The organism is Candidatus Babeliales bacterium (genome assembly GCA_019749895.1).
GTDB lineage: Bacteria > Babelota > Babeliae > Babelales > RVW-14 > AaIE-18.
In genome coordinates this window covers 18,749-33,605 of sequence record JAIEPG010000013.1, presented here as the reverse complement: position 1 = coordinate 33,605, position 14,857 = coordinate 18,749, and the positions used below count along the sequence as shown (strand labels likewise).

The following is a 14,857-nucleotide window of genomic DNA, read 5'->3' as shown; positions in this document are numbered from 1 at the left end:
CAGAAACTAACAACCAGTCGGCTTGATGCTTAAAAACTGGCTTACCGTCGAAGCGAATGCCCCACCACTGATTATGCGCTCCAAGCGCGATACTATCAAACGTAAATGGCGCCTGAACAGACTGCCAATCTTTACCTTCTACACAACCAGCAGTAATACCTGTACGCATGAGCAATTGGCCCTGCAAATTTAAACCTACAACCTGCAACCGTGCATTAACAGTCAAATACTTAAATGGCTCACCAGAAACAGCTTCCCACTTATTCTCGTGCGTTCGATGCAATAATTTGTCTGCGTTGCTAAACTTTACACCATTCCCGCGATCAAGAGCCCACAGAACACTATAGTCCCCAAAGCCCGGATCTTTGAACGCATACGCAGCAGGTACAACTACGCATAAAATAACCCACAATAAAAGCGAAATACATTGTCGAATAGAATTCATATTAATTTCCTTTCTTTGAGTCATTAACCCATAAGCTAGTTATTAACGAAAGCCCTTGCCCGTACGGAATTTCCACCCATTTTGGTACCCTCATGGTCGTATGTCCTTTTAATTTTAAAATGGAGTTAGACTACGAGACCAAATCGTGTAGCTTGCCGCCAAGTTCTGCAAGCTTTGCTTTGAGAGCTTTCAGGCCGGTTGCAAGGTTGTTCAGGGGGCGAAGTGCTGCTGCATTGTAATTATCAAGTGCTTGTTTAAGTCTATTCTTATTAACGCTATCGCCTAAGCTTTCTATTAACTGCTGCGCTTCATTGATTGCGTAGCCCTTTGCCCAAAGGATCCCGAATAGCATTCTTGCCCGGATTGCAGAGCTAATAATGTTTGCCGAAGCAAGGCTGATTGCTTGTTGAATTGCTGGTTCGTAATCTTTGTTAATCAAGGTGCGGAAGAATTGTAGCGTATAGGCAGCATTTATTTCATTGCAATAACTCATGGCTAGGTCTCTTGCAAAGTCATTATTTTTTTTAATCATAAGATCTACAACCTCGCATTCTCTTGTTGAATCGGACAAAGATTCTTGTGTAAAGATATTTTCAGCTTTATCGATAGCTTCTTGACAGTTTATTTCAATCAGTGCTTTAAGAAGTGCACAGTCTGCTTCATCTGAATCGAAATTTTTTAAAATTTCCATTGCTTTCTTGATAGCTGGTTGATAATTTTGTTTTACCAATGCAATAAGAAGCTCCTTCATATGACCATCATCGATATTTTTTGCCTTTTCGACAATTTTCATTGCCTTATCGAGAGCTACGGCATTATTTTTTTTAATCATAGCCACAAAAAGCTCTAACATATATCTATTAAAAAAAACTTTTCCTTCAGGGCGGTTTAGAGAAAAAGTTATGGCTGGTTGATAGTCTTGTTCAATCATTGCTAAAAGAATTGCTGTAACGTTAGCATTGTCCAAATCAGTTTGTTTTTTGCAAAGTTGCATAACCCTTTCGTAGTCCGATTCATTTTTATCTTTAATTTTAGATATAATAATCTTGGATAAAGTGTCATTCAACTTAGTTGCTTTTTCGAAATTTGCCAGAAAATAAAGAAGAGCCTGGTCATGATTTTTAGTAATCAAGATACTGAGTAGGTCTATGCTTGTTTCGTTTAAAATACTATTCTCATGAATCCATTGCATGGCTTCTTCAAACGCGAGATTATTTCTTAGAAGTATTATAAAAAAATCAGGTGCTTTCTTTGCAAAGGTAATAATATCTTGAATCTTATCTTGCAGATTAAATGCCACTAGTGTTTGTACCAAATGTTCAAACACCTTCATTTGTGCATCAGCGTTGGTGGTGTGATCAAGAACTTTCTGAGTAAGGTGTTGAATAGTTTGTTTGAGTTGTTCGTTATTTTTATTTTTCTTGATAAAGTCTCCTAAAGCAAAGGTGCGAGCTACTTGTATTTGCCAATAAAGATCATCAAGTATTGGAAATGAATGAATTAATCGGCAGAACAAAGCAATAAAATGAGGAGCTACATCTAAATTGCCCGCAATTTTATTGATGACACTAACTTTTGTTTCGTTGTCAAGAATATTGTTCAAAAAGCAGCGATAGAAATCGTTAAAATCATCTTTGGAAGAATCAAATTCGACATAGACCACATTACATCTTGTATAAATATCAAAAAGGAGTGGAAGAAAGAGAGAAGGTGTAGAATCTTTAAGTTTGCTAAGGAGATAGTCATTGATTGTTTTTTGATATGTGGCAACTAATTTCAAAGCCGTTTCTAAGCGTTGAGCAAAGGCATGCATGCCTGGAAAAATTGCAAGCCGAAAAGCGCTGTTTAGCGTAATATTTTGATTTTTTGTTTCATCATTCAGATTCAAGCTTGCTTTATTTACTATACTCCAGTTTAGTTTTTCGCACAAGGTATAAAAATATGTTGAGTTAAAATCGTCATTAAAAAATATGTCTGTAAGTAGTGTGGCAGCAAAAAGATTTAACGAGAAGAAATTATTTAACATAAGGACAATATTTCTGATTGATGGCATGACTTCAAACAAATGGTAATTATCATCACTAACGACAAGATAAGTCCTGTTGTTAACAGTTATTTGGGTAAAGTTCTGAGCAGGAACCGTGGTGATAACTTGGCCAGCGAGATTTCGAGGGCTTAACGTCACTTCTTTTTTTTCAACATTCCCATCGGGAATAGCGATGCCATCGAATTTAATAAAGCCATCTACGCCCCCCAGACATACAAAATAATAGTTATTATGATCTTTAGATTTAGCTCGGTGGTAGGCAATATTTGGTAAATTCTCAACAAGGGTACTCCAGCTTTGACGAACCTCACTTTTTGCCGTATTGGCCTCAGTACGATTTAGTTCCGACTGTTGATAAAAGTCAAGCAAGACTTGAAGGAGAGTAAACGTTTTTGCATTACCAAACGTCCTAACTTCTTTGTTGTAGGTAACAACGTTGCACAAATTACGAATTGTTGTTTCTACGCAATCAGCGAAGGTGATACCTTCAAATGTTATGCTGCCGTGTTCAGGTAAGAATGGAACGCTCTGGCCAAAAAGCTGCAACATTATTTCGACTAACACGATACCAGAAAACTCATCTCCCTGAAAAAAATTGAAAATGAATTCGCCAGCTTGAGAATTTAGTTCAGTTTGGAATTTTTCATGCAATATGTTTTCTTCATTTTCTTGGTAAACGTCTTCAATCCAGGCTTGGTCACAATTGGTATCTGCATCTCGGGTTAAAAAGTCGTCATTAAGCTCTTTAAAAAAAGTAGAAAATTCTGCTTTCGATTGAGCCTTTTTGTAAATCCAGGCGAGAAAGGCCTGTTGCGTGGTATAAGGCCGGTACAAGCGCGACGTGTCGACGCCGTCAAAGCATTCGTCAAGTGATTGAGCGATAGCTCGTGCAAACTCAATAATCGGTGTGCAGGAGGTATGCGCAGCTGATGCTTTAATTTCTTTTTGGCGCTTCTGATCTGGTGCCTTTTTTTGCCAGTCCGTAAGAATGGCTTCAATCTCTGCCGCGCGGTCTGAATGGTCTGTTTTAGCTTTTTTTAGTGCGACGATCGGGTTGAATTTTTTTGCATTGGTGTCCACGCCAAAGGTCTTAAGAAGTTCAATGCCTCGTCTTCGTGCTTGGGCAACTTCAAGTGCACGGTTAAGTTCTTCAACCTGCGAAGTGTATTCTTGAAGTGCTGCGTCAACGAGAATGGTATATTTTTTAAAAAACTCTTGTCCAAAATAAACGTCTGAAACGATTGTTTTAACGAGGGCATTAACAAGATCGCCCTGGTCAGCATCTTTGTTGAGTTCGAGTGTGTTGAGTATGTTGGCAACAGTAACAATTGAAAAAAGAGAAGTTGGTATATTTTGAGTGCTAATGGTAAAGGCGCCCGGAGGGGCGTTAAAAAGTGTTCTAATCACTTTGGTAGTTGCATGCTCAGGGTCTGCAAAGTGGTATAACTTTTCAATATATTTAAACTCAATGCCAATAGCACCGCAAACCGGCGAAAGTGCCAGGCGGTGCTTAGGCTTTAAAATGTCCCACGTGCCCTTGATATCTTGAACAGTGCCCAGCAGGAGTTGGAACGAGCTGATGCAAGCAAACAGAAAAACCTTTAAAAAAAGTCTTTGCCCGTACGGGATTTCAACCCATTGCTTGGTACACGCTTTGCTTGAGCCCCTCATAGCTAAACTCCTTTTCAAAAATTAAACATTTTTAAAGTGGAATTTAGTGTAGCACCAGTACAAGAACCTAAGTCAAGAAAGCTGCGCAACTATGAAGAAAGCTGAGTATACAATTCTTCTTTGGCACCATGGTAATGATTCGTTTTTTTATGTCCATGAAGCTGAAAACCAAGCTCAACAATTTTGTCGATAAACGCCATGGGCTTACTCCCGGTTTCTGCTACTTGATGGAATAAACAGGTTGCAGGTGTCAACCCTGGCAACGTATTTATTTCAAGAATAACCACACGCTCATAGCCAGTAATGCTCTGCTCTGCCGTTTGGTAAAAACAATCAATCCGCGCATAACCTTTACAACCAACAACCTGATACACATCTTGCAATGTTTGCTGTACCAATGCTGTTGCGCGCACATCAATTGGCGCAGGTGTAATATTTTGGCCATCCCCAGGCAAAAATTTTTCTTGAATCGATAACACGGTATCTTTTGCAACAGAATATGATGGCGGCAATGCTATTGGATTATCGTTACCATAAACACCGCAGGTCAGCTCCATGCCACGCACACATTCTTCAATCATGACATCACGCTTGCCAAGCGCAAATACATTGTTAATGCAGGAAAGAGCTTCTTGTTTACTCATAACCTTGTGCACGCCAACACTACAACCATCGTCAGATGGTTTGATAATAAGCGGGTAGGCAAAAGAGGCAGCCAATTGATCAACAAAAGCTTCTTGGTCAAGTTGGCTTTTAGCAAGCCATTCATCATTTTTAAGTAAATAATTTTTTGGAACGTCAAAGCCCTTTTGTTTCAAAAAAGAGTTTGTTTGGTATTTATTCATGCACAAAGCACTGGCTAAAACACCCGAACCATTGTATGGCATCTTGAGCATTTCAAGCGCTCCCTGCACAGCACCATTTTCTCCTTTACCGCCATGCAAAGCAATAAAAACAAAATCAGCAATTGTTGGCAAATCTGACCACGCAATTTTTATGTCGTCAGAAATCAAAGCACTAATTTCACGCGTTGAGTTTTGAATGAGCATACGCTGAGAAAGCTTGTATAACTGCATAGACTCATGAACAAAGACAGGGATAACTTCGTACTTGTTTGGCGAAAGCTTATAACAAACGTTCCTGCCCGACTCAAGAGAAATTTCACGCTCATTTGAATCGCCGCCCAACAAAACAACAATCCGAATTTTTTCTTGCTGCGCTAACATGTTTTGGTCCTTTTCAACGTGAAGAGTAGTCTGAATGCCATACGCACGCAACTCGCTTGCAATCAAAAAATTAATCAGCTGGGCGTGGCTCATGCCAATTTCTGCCGCTTGATGGAAAAGAAACGTAGCAGGTCCCATGCCGGTCAGCGAGTTGGGATCAATAAAATAAACCCCACCATCACGAGCCAAAATACCATCAATGCGCGCTATTGTTCTAAAACCTAAAACATCTGCAGCGCGCTCGCTGGTACGCATAATATTTTGAGTGTCGTGCTCGCTACACAACGCAGGCGTAATTTTTGCCGCACGACCAGGCATATATTTTTGTTCGTAATCAAAAAATTCAGAGCCAGACTCTGGAATTACTTGCGTAATGGGAAATGAAAACCACTCAGTCGAACCATTATTATGTTTTTGTACTGAAACACAAACAAACTCCATGCCGTCTATTTTTTGCTCAACAATAACATCTTGCGCCACTTGGTTAACGTAAGCAGCTTTTTTTATTGCTTCAAGAAGCGCTTCTGGCTCATGAACCACAGAAACACCAAAACTTGAGCCCTCGTGCGCTGGTTTTACAATGCAAGGAAAAGTAACCTGCTCAATGTCTAAGCGCTTCATCAGCACATCAAACGACAAAGTATCAACTTGGTAACCACGTACCACAATACCTGCCGGCACCAACAGACCATTAGCTTTCAAAATATCTTTATGAAAGGCTTTGTCCATGCCCAACGCACTAGCAAAAACCTTTGCGCCCAAATACGGTATATTTTGAATTTCAAGCATACCCTGTAATATACCATCCTCTGCATAACGACCATGCATAGCTATGTAGGCAAAATCAATAAGATCTTTTAAAAGATCCCATGAAATAAGCTTGGCTTCCCCACTCAAACGATGCATAAAATCGGCAATTTTCCCACGATGTAAAAAATGCCAGGGTAATAGATATAAGTCGCCTTGTTCCGTTTGGAAAATGGGTACCACATCATAAATATTGGTATCCAAATGATCGCAAATAGTGCGGCCAGAATTGAACGAAACTTCACGTTCAAGGTTCATACCACCCATCAAAACGCCAATACGTAGCTTCTTGTTGATATTCATTGCGTTACTTTTCTCTTTTGTGGATATTTTTTTTGAATAATTTTTTACTAGTTTTAAGTGCTTTTTTAAGATTTGCCAAGCAAAGTATATAAATTTTTTAGCGCTTCAGCATAATTTTTTGAAGAAAAAATTGCCGAGGCAACCGAAACCATATCAACACCTGCCTGCTCCAACGAACAAATGTTGTCAGAACCAATGCCACCATCCATGCAAATCTTAAAATTAAAATTTTCACGCTCGCGCAGTTGGACCAATGCAGGCACCTTCTCCCGCACACTTTCTATAAATTTTTGGCCAGAAAAACCAGGATTTACCGACATTACAAGTACCTCGTCAAGCAACTCGGCAAAGGGAGTAAGCTTTTCAAGCCCCGTTTGAGGGTTAAGCGCAAGCCCCGTTTTTATACCTCGCTTTTGCAGCTCTTCAATAAGTCGCATTCCATCACGAACATCTTTTAATACTTCGCGATGAAAAACAAAGCTATCTTTTGGTTGCAACTGCAAACGGCTTACCCACGAAGCCGGATTATCGACCATTAAATGTAGTTGAAGCGGCTTGGTTGTGGCTCCCGCTAGAGCGTTTACTAATGTTGGACCCCAGGTAAGATTAGGCACAAAATGGTCGTCCATAATGTCAATATGATAGCCATCAACATGAGCGTTCAGCGTTGTTAATGTTGTTGCTAAATTCAAAACATCACACGAAATTAATGAAGGATAAATTTTCATTACTCCCGCTCCTTTCTCATTCACTAACCGCTTCGCCCATTTTTACAACTGTCTCTTTTTTTTCAGAAGAATTTTTTAGCAAGTCTGCTCGTAGCTTGATCATATCTTTTTTAAACAATAAAACTACAGTTGACCCCCCAAATTCAAACAGACCAGCTTGCTCGCCTTTTTTATAATTTTGTGAGACTCGATGCGTTGATACAATTTTTCCCACCAGCATGGCGCCAACAATAATCATGAGAATATCACCAAATTTTTTCGTTTGTAAAGTAACAAGATGACGCTCATTTTGCACCAATGGCTGCAATCCGGTTGCAAAAGTAATGGGATTAACCGATTCTAAATGACCATGAATAACGTCTGTTTTTTGCACAACACAATCGGTAGGAAAATGATAGCGATGATAATCGTAGGGTGCCAGCCTAAAAACCATCATAGTCCCCTGCTCATATTGACCGGCCAATTCACTATTTTTTAAAAAATCTGTCAATTTAAAAGAACAGTTTTTAACAAAAAATTCGTTATCATCTTGCAGGTTTTCAAGCACAAAGCATTTTGCATCAGCTGGGCTAATCAAGACACTATCGCGCTCATCAATTAACCGTGCTCCAGGCTTTAGTGCACGGGTAAAAAAATTATTAAACGAATAATAGCCCCCTTCAGGAACAACAAAATCATTCATATCAATACTATAATGCTCAATAAATGGCTGTATTTTAGACTTAGTCAATCCAGAGTTTTGATAAATAGAAAAAATTTTGGCCATAAAACGATGCCGAGCCAATGGGCGCAGTATTTTACCAAGAGAACTAGTATATAAAAAATTAAGGAGAGCAAACTTTTCAGTTTGCTCTCCAACCAGGCTATTCTGATTAAAAAACTGAACGCCTTTATTTTTTTGAATCTGTTTTAACCACGAAGTTTTTTCATTCATAATATTTTTTATTTATCTTGAGGCTTCAGTGACTCTTCCATTTTGTCAAAGAAATCTTCTTGTACTTCGCCAACAATACGTTCGTACATATAAGCACTCAACAAAATTGCCTGCTCTTTAAGATACGTCAGCACATTTTTATTTTGCTTTAAAACCTTTTTTACAAGATGCCAAATAGAACCCATTAATGTCAAAACTTCTTGTGAAACTTGTGTGCCATCATCAACAACAGGCTTACCATCTGAATTTGTAACAGGCTTGTCTATATCTTCCATCACATCATCAGCAAAGTCTATTGCCATATCGGCAATAGTCTGATCACGAAAATGTAGACGATTATGTTTCAAATGTTTGACGACAGCTACAATATTTTCTTGCACAAACGGAGTAATACTTGCAAAGAAATTTTCTGAAAATTCTTTATCATTCATGCTTATTTTGCGTTCAATAGCAGCAAGTCTTTTTTTATCAGGTGTTAAGATAGTCTTATTACAAGCACCATCAACAGAACGACATTCGCTTGAAGCACACATAATTTCTTCGATTTCCTGGGCAATACGTGTTGCTTGATCAGCTGATTTTGCAGCTCGATCTTTTTCATTTTTTTGAGTCACATTTGCCGCTAATGATAACAACGATCCCACTATTTCACATGCCGCTTGCTGACGCTGTTTTTGATCTTGCGCACCAACTGCTTTACCAACTTTATCACAAGTCTTGGCAAGATCATTCAAGAATGTTGATGTGGCAATTTTTTTAGTCTCGTTCTTGCACACATACGGACATTCTGCATGCAGACCAGAATCAAAGGCCATAACCCCAACAAACGCATACATTACCAGTTTCTTGATCTTCTTCATCGCTTCTCTCCTCGCGTTAAAAGATAATTCATTCGCCGTTAATCAACGGTCTAACAACTTGGTTGGTTATAGCAAACAAAAAAGTGCTACGCAACAAAAATAATGTCCAAAAGAAAACTCTATTTTACAAAACCTTCTAAAGGCCACGATTGAGAAAAATCAAGATGTTCATCACTCATTGGTTGATGATCAACCAACAATGAAATAGCACGAATGTCTATTCCTGCGTCACGCAAGGTCTTTAAAAGGCTTTCAGTCAACTGCCATTTCTTCAAAATTGAATCATCTTTTTTAAACAATGCCTGCGTAAACGAAAGATAAACTTCTTGGTTATACAAAGAAAATGACACCGTCTCAAGCCGCACCGCGTGGTCAACCAAGCGCTCTTCTTGCACACACACAAGCCAACCACCCACTAAATGCTTAACATTATGTCCAAGATCATGCTTATGCCACATTAAAAAGGCTTGTTCACGATCAGGCTTATCATGTTTGAAAAAATGATAGATAACCGGCTTACGAACTACCGCCTGCAATGCCTGAACTTGTGCACTCTTAACCGGTGTAGACAACCAAGCCCAATGAATAATGAGTATATTGCGCTGAATCAAAAAAAAAATATTCCCACAGCCGAAGCCACAACAATACCAAGTACCAAAAGATATTTTTTGAAATTCATAGTTATTATCATGCGTAACACTTAAAACCCAAGCTCACGCAGATCAATTTTGCCACTTGCTTCAATGCGATACGAATCTTCGTCCATGTGGAAGGTAGAAAATTCCATCACTTCAGAAGGCTGCAGGGCAGTAATGCGATGCCACAGCCCTGGCACAATGTGTTGCGTGTCGCCCGGCTCCATAACACGATTAATTTTTTTGTTGCCATCAACAAGCTCTACATAAACTTTGCCTGAAACAACATAAAACGTTTCTTCTTTTATTTTGTGATAATGCAACGAACAGCGACAACCGGTATTAAATACCAATTTTTTGCCACAGTATTTTGCATTGTTAACAATCCACTCTTCATGGCCCCAGTCTTTGGGAACAACATTAACAAGCTGATCATATTTAATGCCAGGCACAATCTGTTGGCTTGGAACTACGATATCTTTCTCCATGAACTTACTCCAAAGATTTTTTTAAAAGAGAGGAGAGAATGGGATTCGAACCCATGATCCCGGGTTAACGGGATAACTGCTTTCGAGGCAGCCGCTTTCGACCACTCAGCCATCTCTCCAAAATCGAACGTGCGCGTAGTATCAAAGAAAACAAAAAAATTAAAAAATAATTTGCTTTATCAGTATTTTAGCATATATCTTTACAAAAAGCTTTTCAAGCGAGCTAAGTTTAAAGCACCCTTTAAAAGAAGTAAAATCATTTTGATAAAAACAACAATAAAAAATCCAGAACAATTATGCTTAAATAAAAGGAGCGTCTGATGGAGAATACACGAATCAATTGGAATACCCAAGCTATCGTTTTGGCCGCAGGACAAGCAAGCCGCTTTAAAACAAAAAAAACAAAGATGTTGTTCAACATTTGTGGCAGAAGCATGATTTTGTATCCACTCAAAGTATTGGAAGATCTCAACCTTCCCATGACACTTGTTTTGGGTTACCAAGCCCAAGAAGTAAAAAACGAAATTGAAAAGTCGGGCATAGCAAAAACACGCTTTGTTATCCAAGAAGAACAAAAAGGAACCGGCCACGCCGTTGCCTGCTCTGAAGAAACATGGGACCAAGAAGATATTCTCATTTTGTATGGCGACACCCCACTCGTACCAAAAGAATTGATCCGCACGTTGCTCATTGAACACCAAGAAAGCAAATCAATCATCTCATTTTGTTCAACATTAGTTTTAGACCCTACCGGCTACGGACGCGTTATTGGTTATAACGACGGTGCAGTAAGAATTATTGAAGACAAAGATTGTACCGAAGAGCAACGAGCACTTAACCGCATTAACGCCGGTATTTATGTAATTAAAAAAAGCTTTTTAAAGCAAAATATTCATCACATAAAACCAAGTGCAGCTTCTGGCGAAATTTATTTTACTGATTTAATCAATATGGCTAGCGACCAAGGCCTACCGGTACATGTGGTGAATGTTCCCTACGACAATGTACGCGGCATCAACACCCTGCAAGAGCTGTGGTCGGTTGAACAAATTAAACGATCAGAATTTATTAAACACTGGATGCTGCAAGGCGTACGTTTTGAATTAGCACAAAGTATTCATATCGATATTGATGTTGAAATTGGTGCCGGCTCATTTATTGGCACCGGCGTACATTTGCTGGGCAAAACAAAACTTGGCGAAGAAAACACTATTGGAGCGTTTTCAATTGTAGAAAATACTACAACACAAGACAATGTTCACATTCACTCACACTCAGTTATTCAAGATAGTATTATTGAAAACAATGCTCACGTTGGTCCCTTTGCGCGCTTACGCAATAATGTTGTTATTGGTGCAAATGCTGAAATTGGCAACTTTGTTGAAATTAAACAAACAACCATTGGCGCTAATACCAAAATGAAACATCTGGCTTATTTAGGCAACGCCACCGTTGGTACTGGCGTTAATATTGGCGCCGGAACCGTACTATGCAATTATGATGGCGAGCAAAAACACCCAACCGTTATTGAAGACAATGCTTTTGTTGGCAGCAACAACACGCTCGTAGCACCAATTACCATTGGCAAAGATTCCTATACTGCAGCAGGCTCTACCATTACCAACGATGTCCCTCAAGACAGCCTAGCCATTGGTCGTTCAAAGCAAGTAAACAAAGAAGGTTACGCAAAAAAAATGCGTGAAAAATTACAAAAAAAAACATCGTGTGCCAATGATAAAAAAGCACTCAACTTTCTGGGCGCAGTAAAAACAACCAACACGGAACATAACGAACTATGATCACGCTTTACCACACCGCGGACGTTCACTTTGGCGTTGAAAACTATGGAAAAATTGACGCTAAAACGGGAATTCACACACGATTGCTTGATTTTAAAAATGCGCTTGAAGAATGCGTAAATAAAGCAGTTGCAGAAAATATAGATCTCTTTTTGCTGTGTGGGGATGCGTACAAAACAGCGTACCCAACCCCCACACAGCAAAAGCTTTTGTGTTCTCTCTTGCTCAAGCTACACACGGCAAAAATTCCAGTTGCTATTGTCATTGGCAACCACGACCACCCGCTCAGTTTTGGTAAAGCAAACGCACTCGATATTTTTGACTACTTGCCGCTCGATAATTTTTATGTCTTTTCAAAACCTGAGGCGGTAACCATAAAAACAAAAAACGGACCGGTTCAAGTGGTAGGCATTCCCTGGCCAACACGTAACACGCTGGTTGCCAACAGCGAACATCGCTTCAAAAACAACGCCGAAATTGCAACCTGCTTGTCTGAAAAAGTGGGACATATTATCAGCTCACTGGCCGAACAACTTGACCCAACAATTCCCGCGATATTGGCAGGACATTTAACGGTGAGTAGTGGTATTTTTTCTGGCTCTGAAAAATGCGCAATCTTTGGCACCGACCCCATCTTCTTGCCCTCACAACTTGCCATACCACCGTTCGATTATATAGCACTTGGACATTTGCACCGCCACCAAAACCTCAACCCAAAAGGTTTCCCACCGGTTGTCTATTCCGGCTCCATTGAACGAGTAGATTTTGGCGAGCGCAAAGAAGACAAAGGTTTTTGTCGTGTAACTATCGACAAACAAGCAGCCAATCAAAGTTCGTGCAACATCGACTTTATCAAAGTCACAACACGCCCTATGATTCAAGTTGAAGTAAAATTAGAAGCTCAAGGCAACCAAACTGAGCAAATTTTGGAACAACTCAACAAAAAAGACCTGACTGATGCAATCGTCAAAATTGTGTATCATGTGCCTGAAGAGAGCTCTGACAATGTTGATGTGCTCGCACTGCAGCGAGCCTGCAGCAAGGCCATGTACCTGGTTGGTATCTTTCCCAAGCACAAAATAGCGGCGCGCGAGCACCGCGCTCAACTCAAAGTAGATATGGATTTGCAAACCATGCTGCGCTCTTATTTTGATGAAAAGAAAGAAATGGCCGACAAAAAAGAGCTGCTGATTAAAAAAGCTTTAGAACTAAACGAAACAATGCAAACGCCGACAGCGCAAGAATAGATTTTTTTAGGTTACTCTTGCAAAAAAATAGCAGATTTTTTTACCATCGCATTAATTATTTTTAGGTCAAAAATGATAAAAGAGGTGGTAAATGAAGTTCAGAATTATTATTTGGTTAGTTTTTCTTTGTGGCCCCAGTTGGCTTGCAGGTGCTGCAAAGTATGATAGCCTCATAGCGCTCTTACAAACAAACAATATTACACTAATCGACCTCGAGCCAGCAACAGCAGCTGGTGACCCATTTCACGCTGACTATGGCACTAACAGCCCTATTGCTTTGGCCAACAAAAACATTTCAGGAATACCGGTCTATCAACTAAAAACTGCCCTGCAAAGCGAACTGGTAGATCCTGCAAACCCTCGCATGCTTAATGTCAGCAGCGGGCCAAGCGGCTACTGCGGTTATCATACCAATAAAAATCTTCTTGCAGCAAAAAAGTATGTTGAAAACCCAGCATTTTCAGCAACAGACTTTATACAACGAATATTGAATAAAAAGTATGCAGTAGACAAAGTAAAAAAATGGGTCACCAAATTAAAAATTTCAGCGGTCACTGATCCCGAATTCGGTGGCATGACAATACAAGACTGGCTTGCGTTTACGCCAGAAGATGAGTATAGCTCTCCTTATACAAGGGCTCTTGGCTTTGATAAAATACTTTTGGACGATAACAGCATCAATGAAACAAATTTTGTAGCTCCTCTCTATTTTGACAGCCACGGCAACCCCGCCATACAATCCATAAGATTTGCAGCTCTTAAGTACCTATCTGAAGAACTAACAGCAGCAATTCATAAGCATAATTTTTTTCTTGGAATAAAAATTATGCAAGGGTCGCATCACTACTATGGCCTGGCACTTATAAAACTTGAAAACAAAAAAGTTGCGCTCGTTGTTGACTCAAACAATGATGCGCACCGGATTAATCAGAGTCTTATAACATTTTTCGTACAAGCTTTTGCCTCAAACGAAGAGCATGCTTTTGCAAAAAATTATTATACTTTCATTATTCCCTACCTGATTCGACTCATCAGAATAAGGGATTTTGATGTGGGCAATGTACAACAATTTGCACTATTCAATGAGAACGCCCAAAATGCCGTTTTTAGAAAAGCATTTCTTGACACAATAACAACCGAACAAAAAAGTAAACTACTCGGATCTCTTACCAAACTCTTTGCCGATGCCCGGTACCAACATAATGTTACAAACAATCCAACATCATCAGTCCCAACTCATCTCCAAAACCTACAAACCCTTCTCACACCACCACTTCCTGCTCTAATAGGCCATCTCAACTCACTAGAAACGCTGGCCGCTTCGCTTAACAGCCTCAAGGGAAAACTTGCACAACTGGCCAAGAAATTAGCCAAAATGATTACCTCTCAAACCATCATGAAAACAAATCTTAATAAAATCAGTATTCCTGACGCCAACGAGGTTATTAAATTCAGAGACGAACTTATTCTTATTGTTCGCAATAAAAATGTTCTACAAACCTTGTTTCTGCTCGACCCTACGCCCATAGCAGACCTCCAAGCTTACCTCGATGATGATCTGGATATCCATGGCTCAACGGTCACTGAGCAACAAGTCCGCGAGGCTTTGATAAAAAGTGGGGCTAAATACGAAATAATGCTATAATTTACAGCTTTTAGCATTAGCC

11 protein-coding genes and 1 tRNA gene are annotated in these 14,857 nt (G+C 39.6%); 3 read left to right on the top strand and 9 right to left on the bottom strand.

Annotated features, from left to right (window positions below):
* The 9 genes from K2W90_06755 to K2W90_06715 form a co-directional block, all read right to left on the bottom strand.
* On the bottom strand, positions 1-445 hold a 445-nt coding region (locus tag K2W90_06755; protein MBY0354033.1), incomplete at its 3' end, for a hypothetical protein.
* A gap of 130 nt (positions 446-575) precedes the next feature.
* A complete protein-coding gene (locus K2W90_06750; protein ID MBY0354032.1) occupies positions 576-4,163 on the bottom strand; it encodes a hypothetical protein in 3,588 nt (1,195 codons plus the stop codon).
* A gap of 89 nt (positions 4,164-4,252) precedes the next feature.
* Positions 4,253-6,499 carry an ATP-grasp domain-containing protein gene (locus tag K2W90_06745; GenBank protein MBY0354031.1) on the bottom strand — a complete coding sequence of 749 codons (2,247 nt, stop codon included), beginning with the start codon at positions 6,497-6,499 and terminating at the stop codon, positions 4,253-4,255.
* Between the two features lie 65 nt (positions 6,500-6,564).
* Positions 6,565-7,227, bottom strand: a complete 663-nt coding sequence (locus K2W90_06740; protein ID MBY0354030.1) for a ribulose-phosphate 3-epimerase — start codon at positions 7,225-7,227, stop codon at positions 6,565-6,567.
* 16 nt (positions 7,228-7,243) lie between these two features.
* Complete coding sequence (asd, locus tag K2W90_06735; GenBank protein MBY0354029.1) at positions 7,244-8,161, bottom strand: archaetidylserine decarboxylase; 918 nt, start codon at positions 8,159-8,161, stop codon at positions 7,244-7,246.
* A gap of 8 nt (positions 8,162-8,169) precedes the next feature.
* The gene (locus tag K2W90_06730; protein ID MBY0354028.1) at positions 8,170-9,021 is read right to left on the bottom strand and encodes a hypothetical protein; all 852 of its coding nucleotides are present in this window, start codon (positions 9,019-9,021) and stop codon (positions 8,170-8,172) included.
* Between the two features lie 119 nt (positions 9,022-9,140).
* The gene (locus K2W90_06725) at positions 9,141-9,632 is read right to left on the bottom strand and encodes a hypothetical protein (GenBank protein ID MBY0354027.1); all 492 of its coding nucleotides are present in this window, start codon (positions 9,630-9,632) and stop codon (positions 9,141-9,143) included.
* Positions 9,633-9,721: 89 nt separating this feature from the next.
* Positions 9,722-10,144, bottom strand: coding sequence for a cupin domain-containing protein (locus tag K2W90_06720; protein ID MBY0354026.1), 423 nt, complete (start codon positions 10,142-10,144; stop codon positions 9,722-9,724).
* A gap of 30 nt (positions 10,145-10,174) precedes the next feature.
* Positions 10,175-10,263: transfer RNA gene (locus tag K2W90_06715), tRNA-Ser, on the bottom strand.
* A 201-nt stretch (positions 10,264-10,464) separates the two neighbouring features.
* On the opposite strand from K2W90_06715, the gene glmU reads away from it, so the two are divergent.
* The 3 genes from glmU (at position 10,465) to K2W90_06700 (ending at position 14,835) form a co-directional block, all read left to right on the top strand.
* Positions 10,465-11,943 (top strand): bifunctional UDP-N-acetylglucosamine diphosphorylase/glucosamine-1-phosphate N-acetyltransferase GlmU, encoded by a 1,479-nt coding sequence (gene glmU / locus K2W90_06710; GenBank protein ID MBY0354025.1) that lies wholly within the window; start codon positions 10,465-10,467, stop codon positions 11,941-11,943.
* Complete coding sequence (locus tag K2W90_06705) at positions 11,940-13,190, top strand: exonuclease SbcCD subunit D (protein MBY0354024.1); 1,251 nt, start codon at positions 11,940-11,942, stop codon at positions 13,188-13,190. Before glmU ends, K2W90_06705 begins: the two co-directional genes overlap by 4 nt.
* Before the next feature lie 91 nt (positions 13,191-13,281).
* Positions 13,282-14,835 (top strand): hypothetical protein, encoded by a 1,554-nt coding sequence (locus K2W90_06700; GenBank protein MBY0354023.1) that lies wholly within the window; start codon positions 13,282-13,284, stop codon positions 14,833-14,835.
* The last annotated feature ends 22 nt before the right edge of the window (positions 14,836-14,857 follow it).

What these genes read in the sequence shown, in the direction of transcription:
- K2W90_06700 (MBY0354023.1), top strand. Translation starts at nt 13,282, where the DNA reads ATGAAGTTCAGAATTATTATTTGGTTAGTTTTTCTTTGTGGCCCCAGT.
- K2W90_06705 (MBY0354024.1), top strand. Translation starts at nt 11,940, where the DNA reads ATGATCACGCTTTACCACACCGCGGACGTTCACTTTGGCGTTGAAAAC.
- K2W90_06750 (MBY0354032.1), bottom strand. Translation starts at nt 4,163, where the DNA reads ATGAGGGGCTCAAGCAAAGCGTGTACCAAGCAATGGGTTGAAATCCCG.
- K2W90_06720 (MBY0354026.1), bottom strand. Translation starts at nt 10,144, where the DNA reads ATGGAGAAAGATATCGTAGTTCCAAGCCAACAGATTGTGCCTGGCATT.
- glmU (MBY0354025.1), top strand. Translation starts at nt 10,465, where the DNA reads ATGGAGAATACACGAATCAATTGGAATACCCAAGCTATCGTTTTGGCC.
- K2W90_06730 (MBY0354028.1), bottom strand. Translation starts at nt 9,021, where the DNA reads ATGAAGAAGATCAAGAAACTGGTAATGTATGCGTTTGTTGGGGTTATG.
- K2W90_06740 (MBY0354030.1), bottom strand. Translation starts at nt 7,227, where the DNA reads ATGAAAATTTATCCTTCATTAATTTCGTGTGATGTTTTGAATTTAGCA.
- K2W90_06745 (MBY0354031.1), bottom strand. Translation starts at nt 6,499, where the DNA reads ATGAATATCAACAAGAAGCTACGTATTGGCGTTTTGATGGGTGGTATG.
- asd (MBY0354029.1), bottom strand. Translation starts at nt 8,161, where the DNA reads ATGAATGAAAAAACTTCGTGGTTAAAACAGATTCAAAAAAATAAAGGC.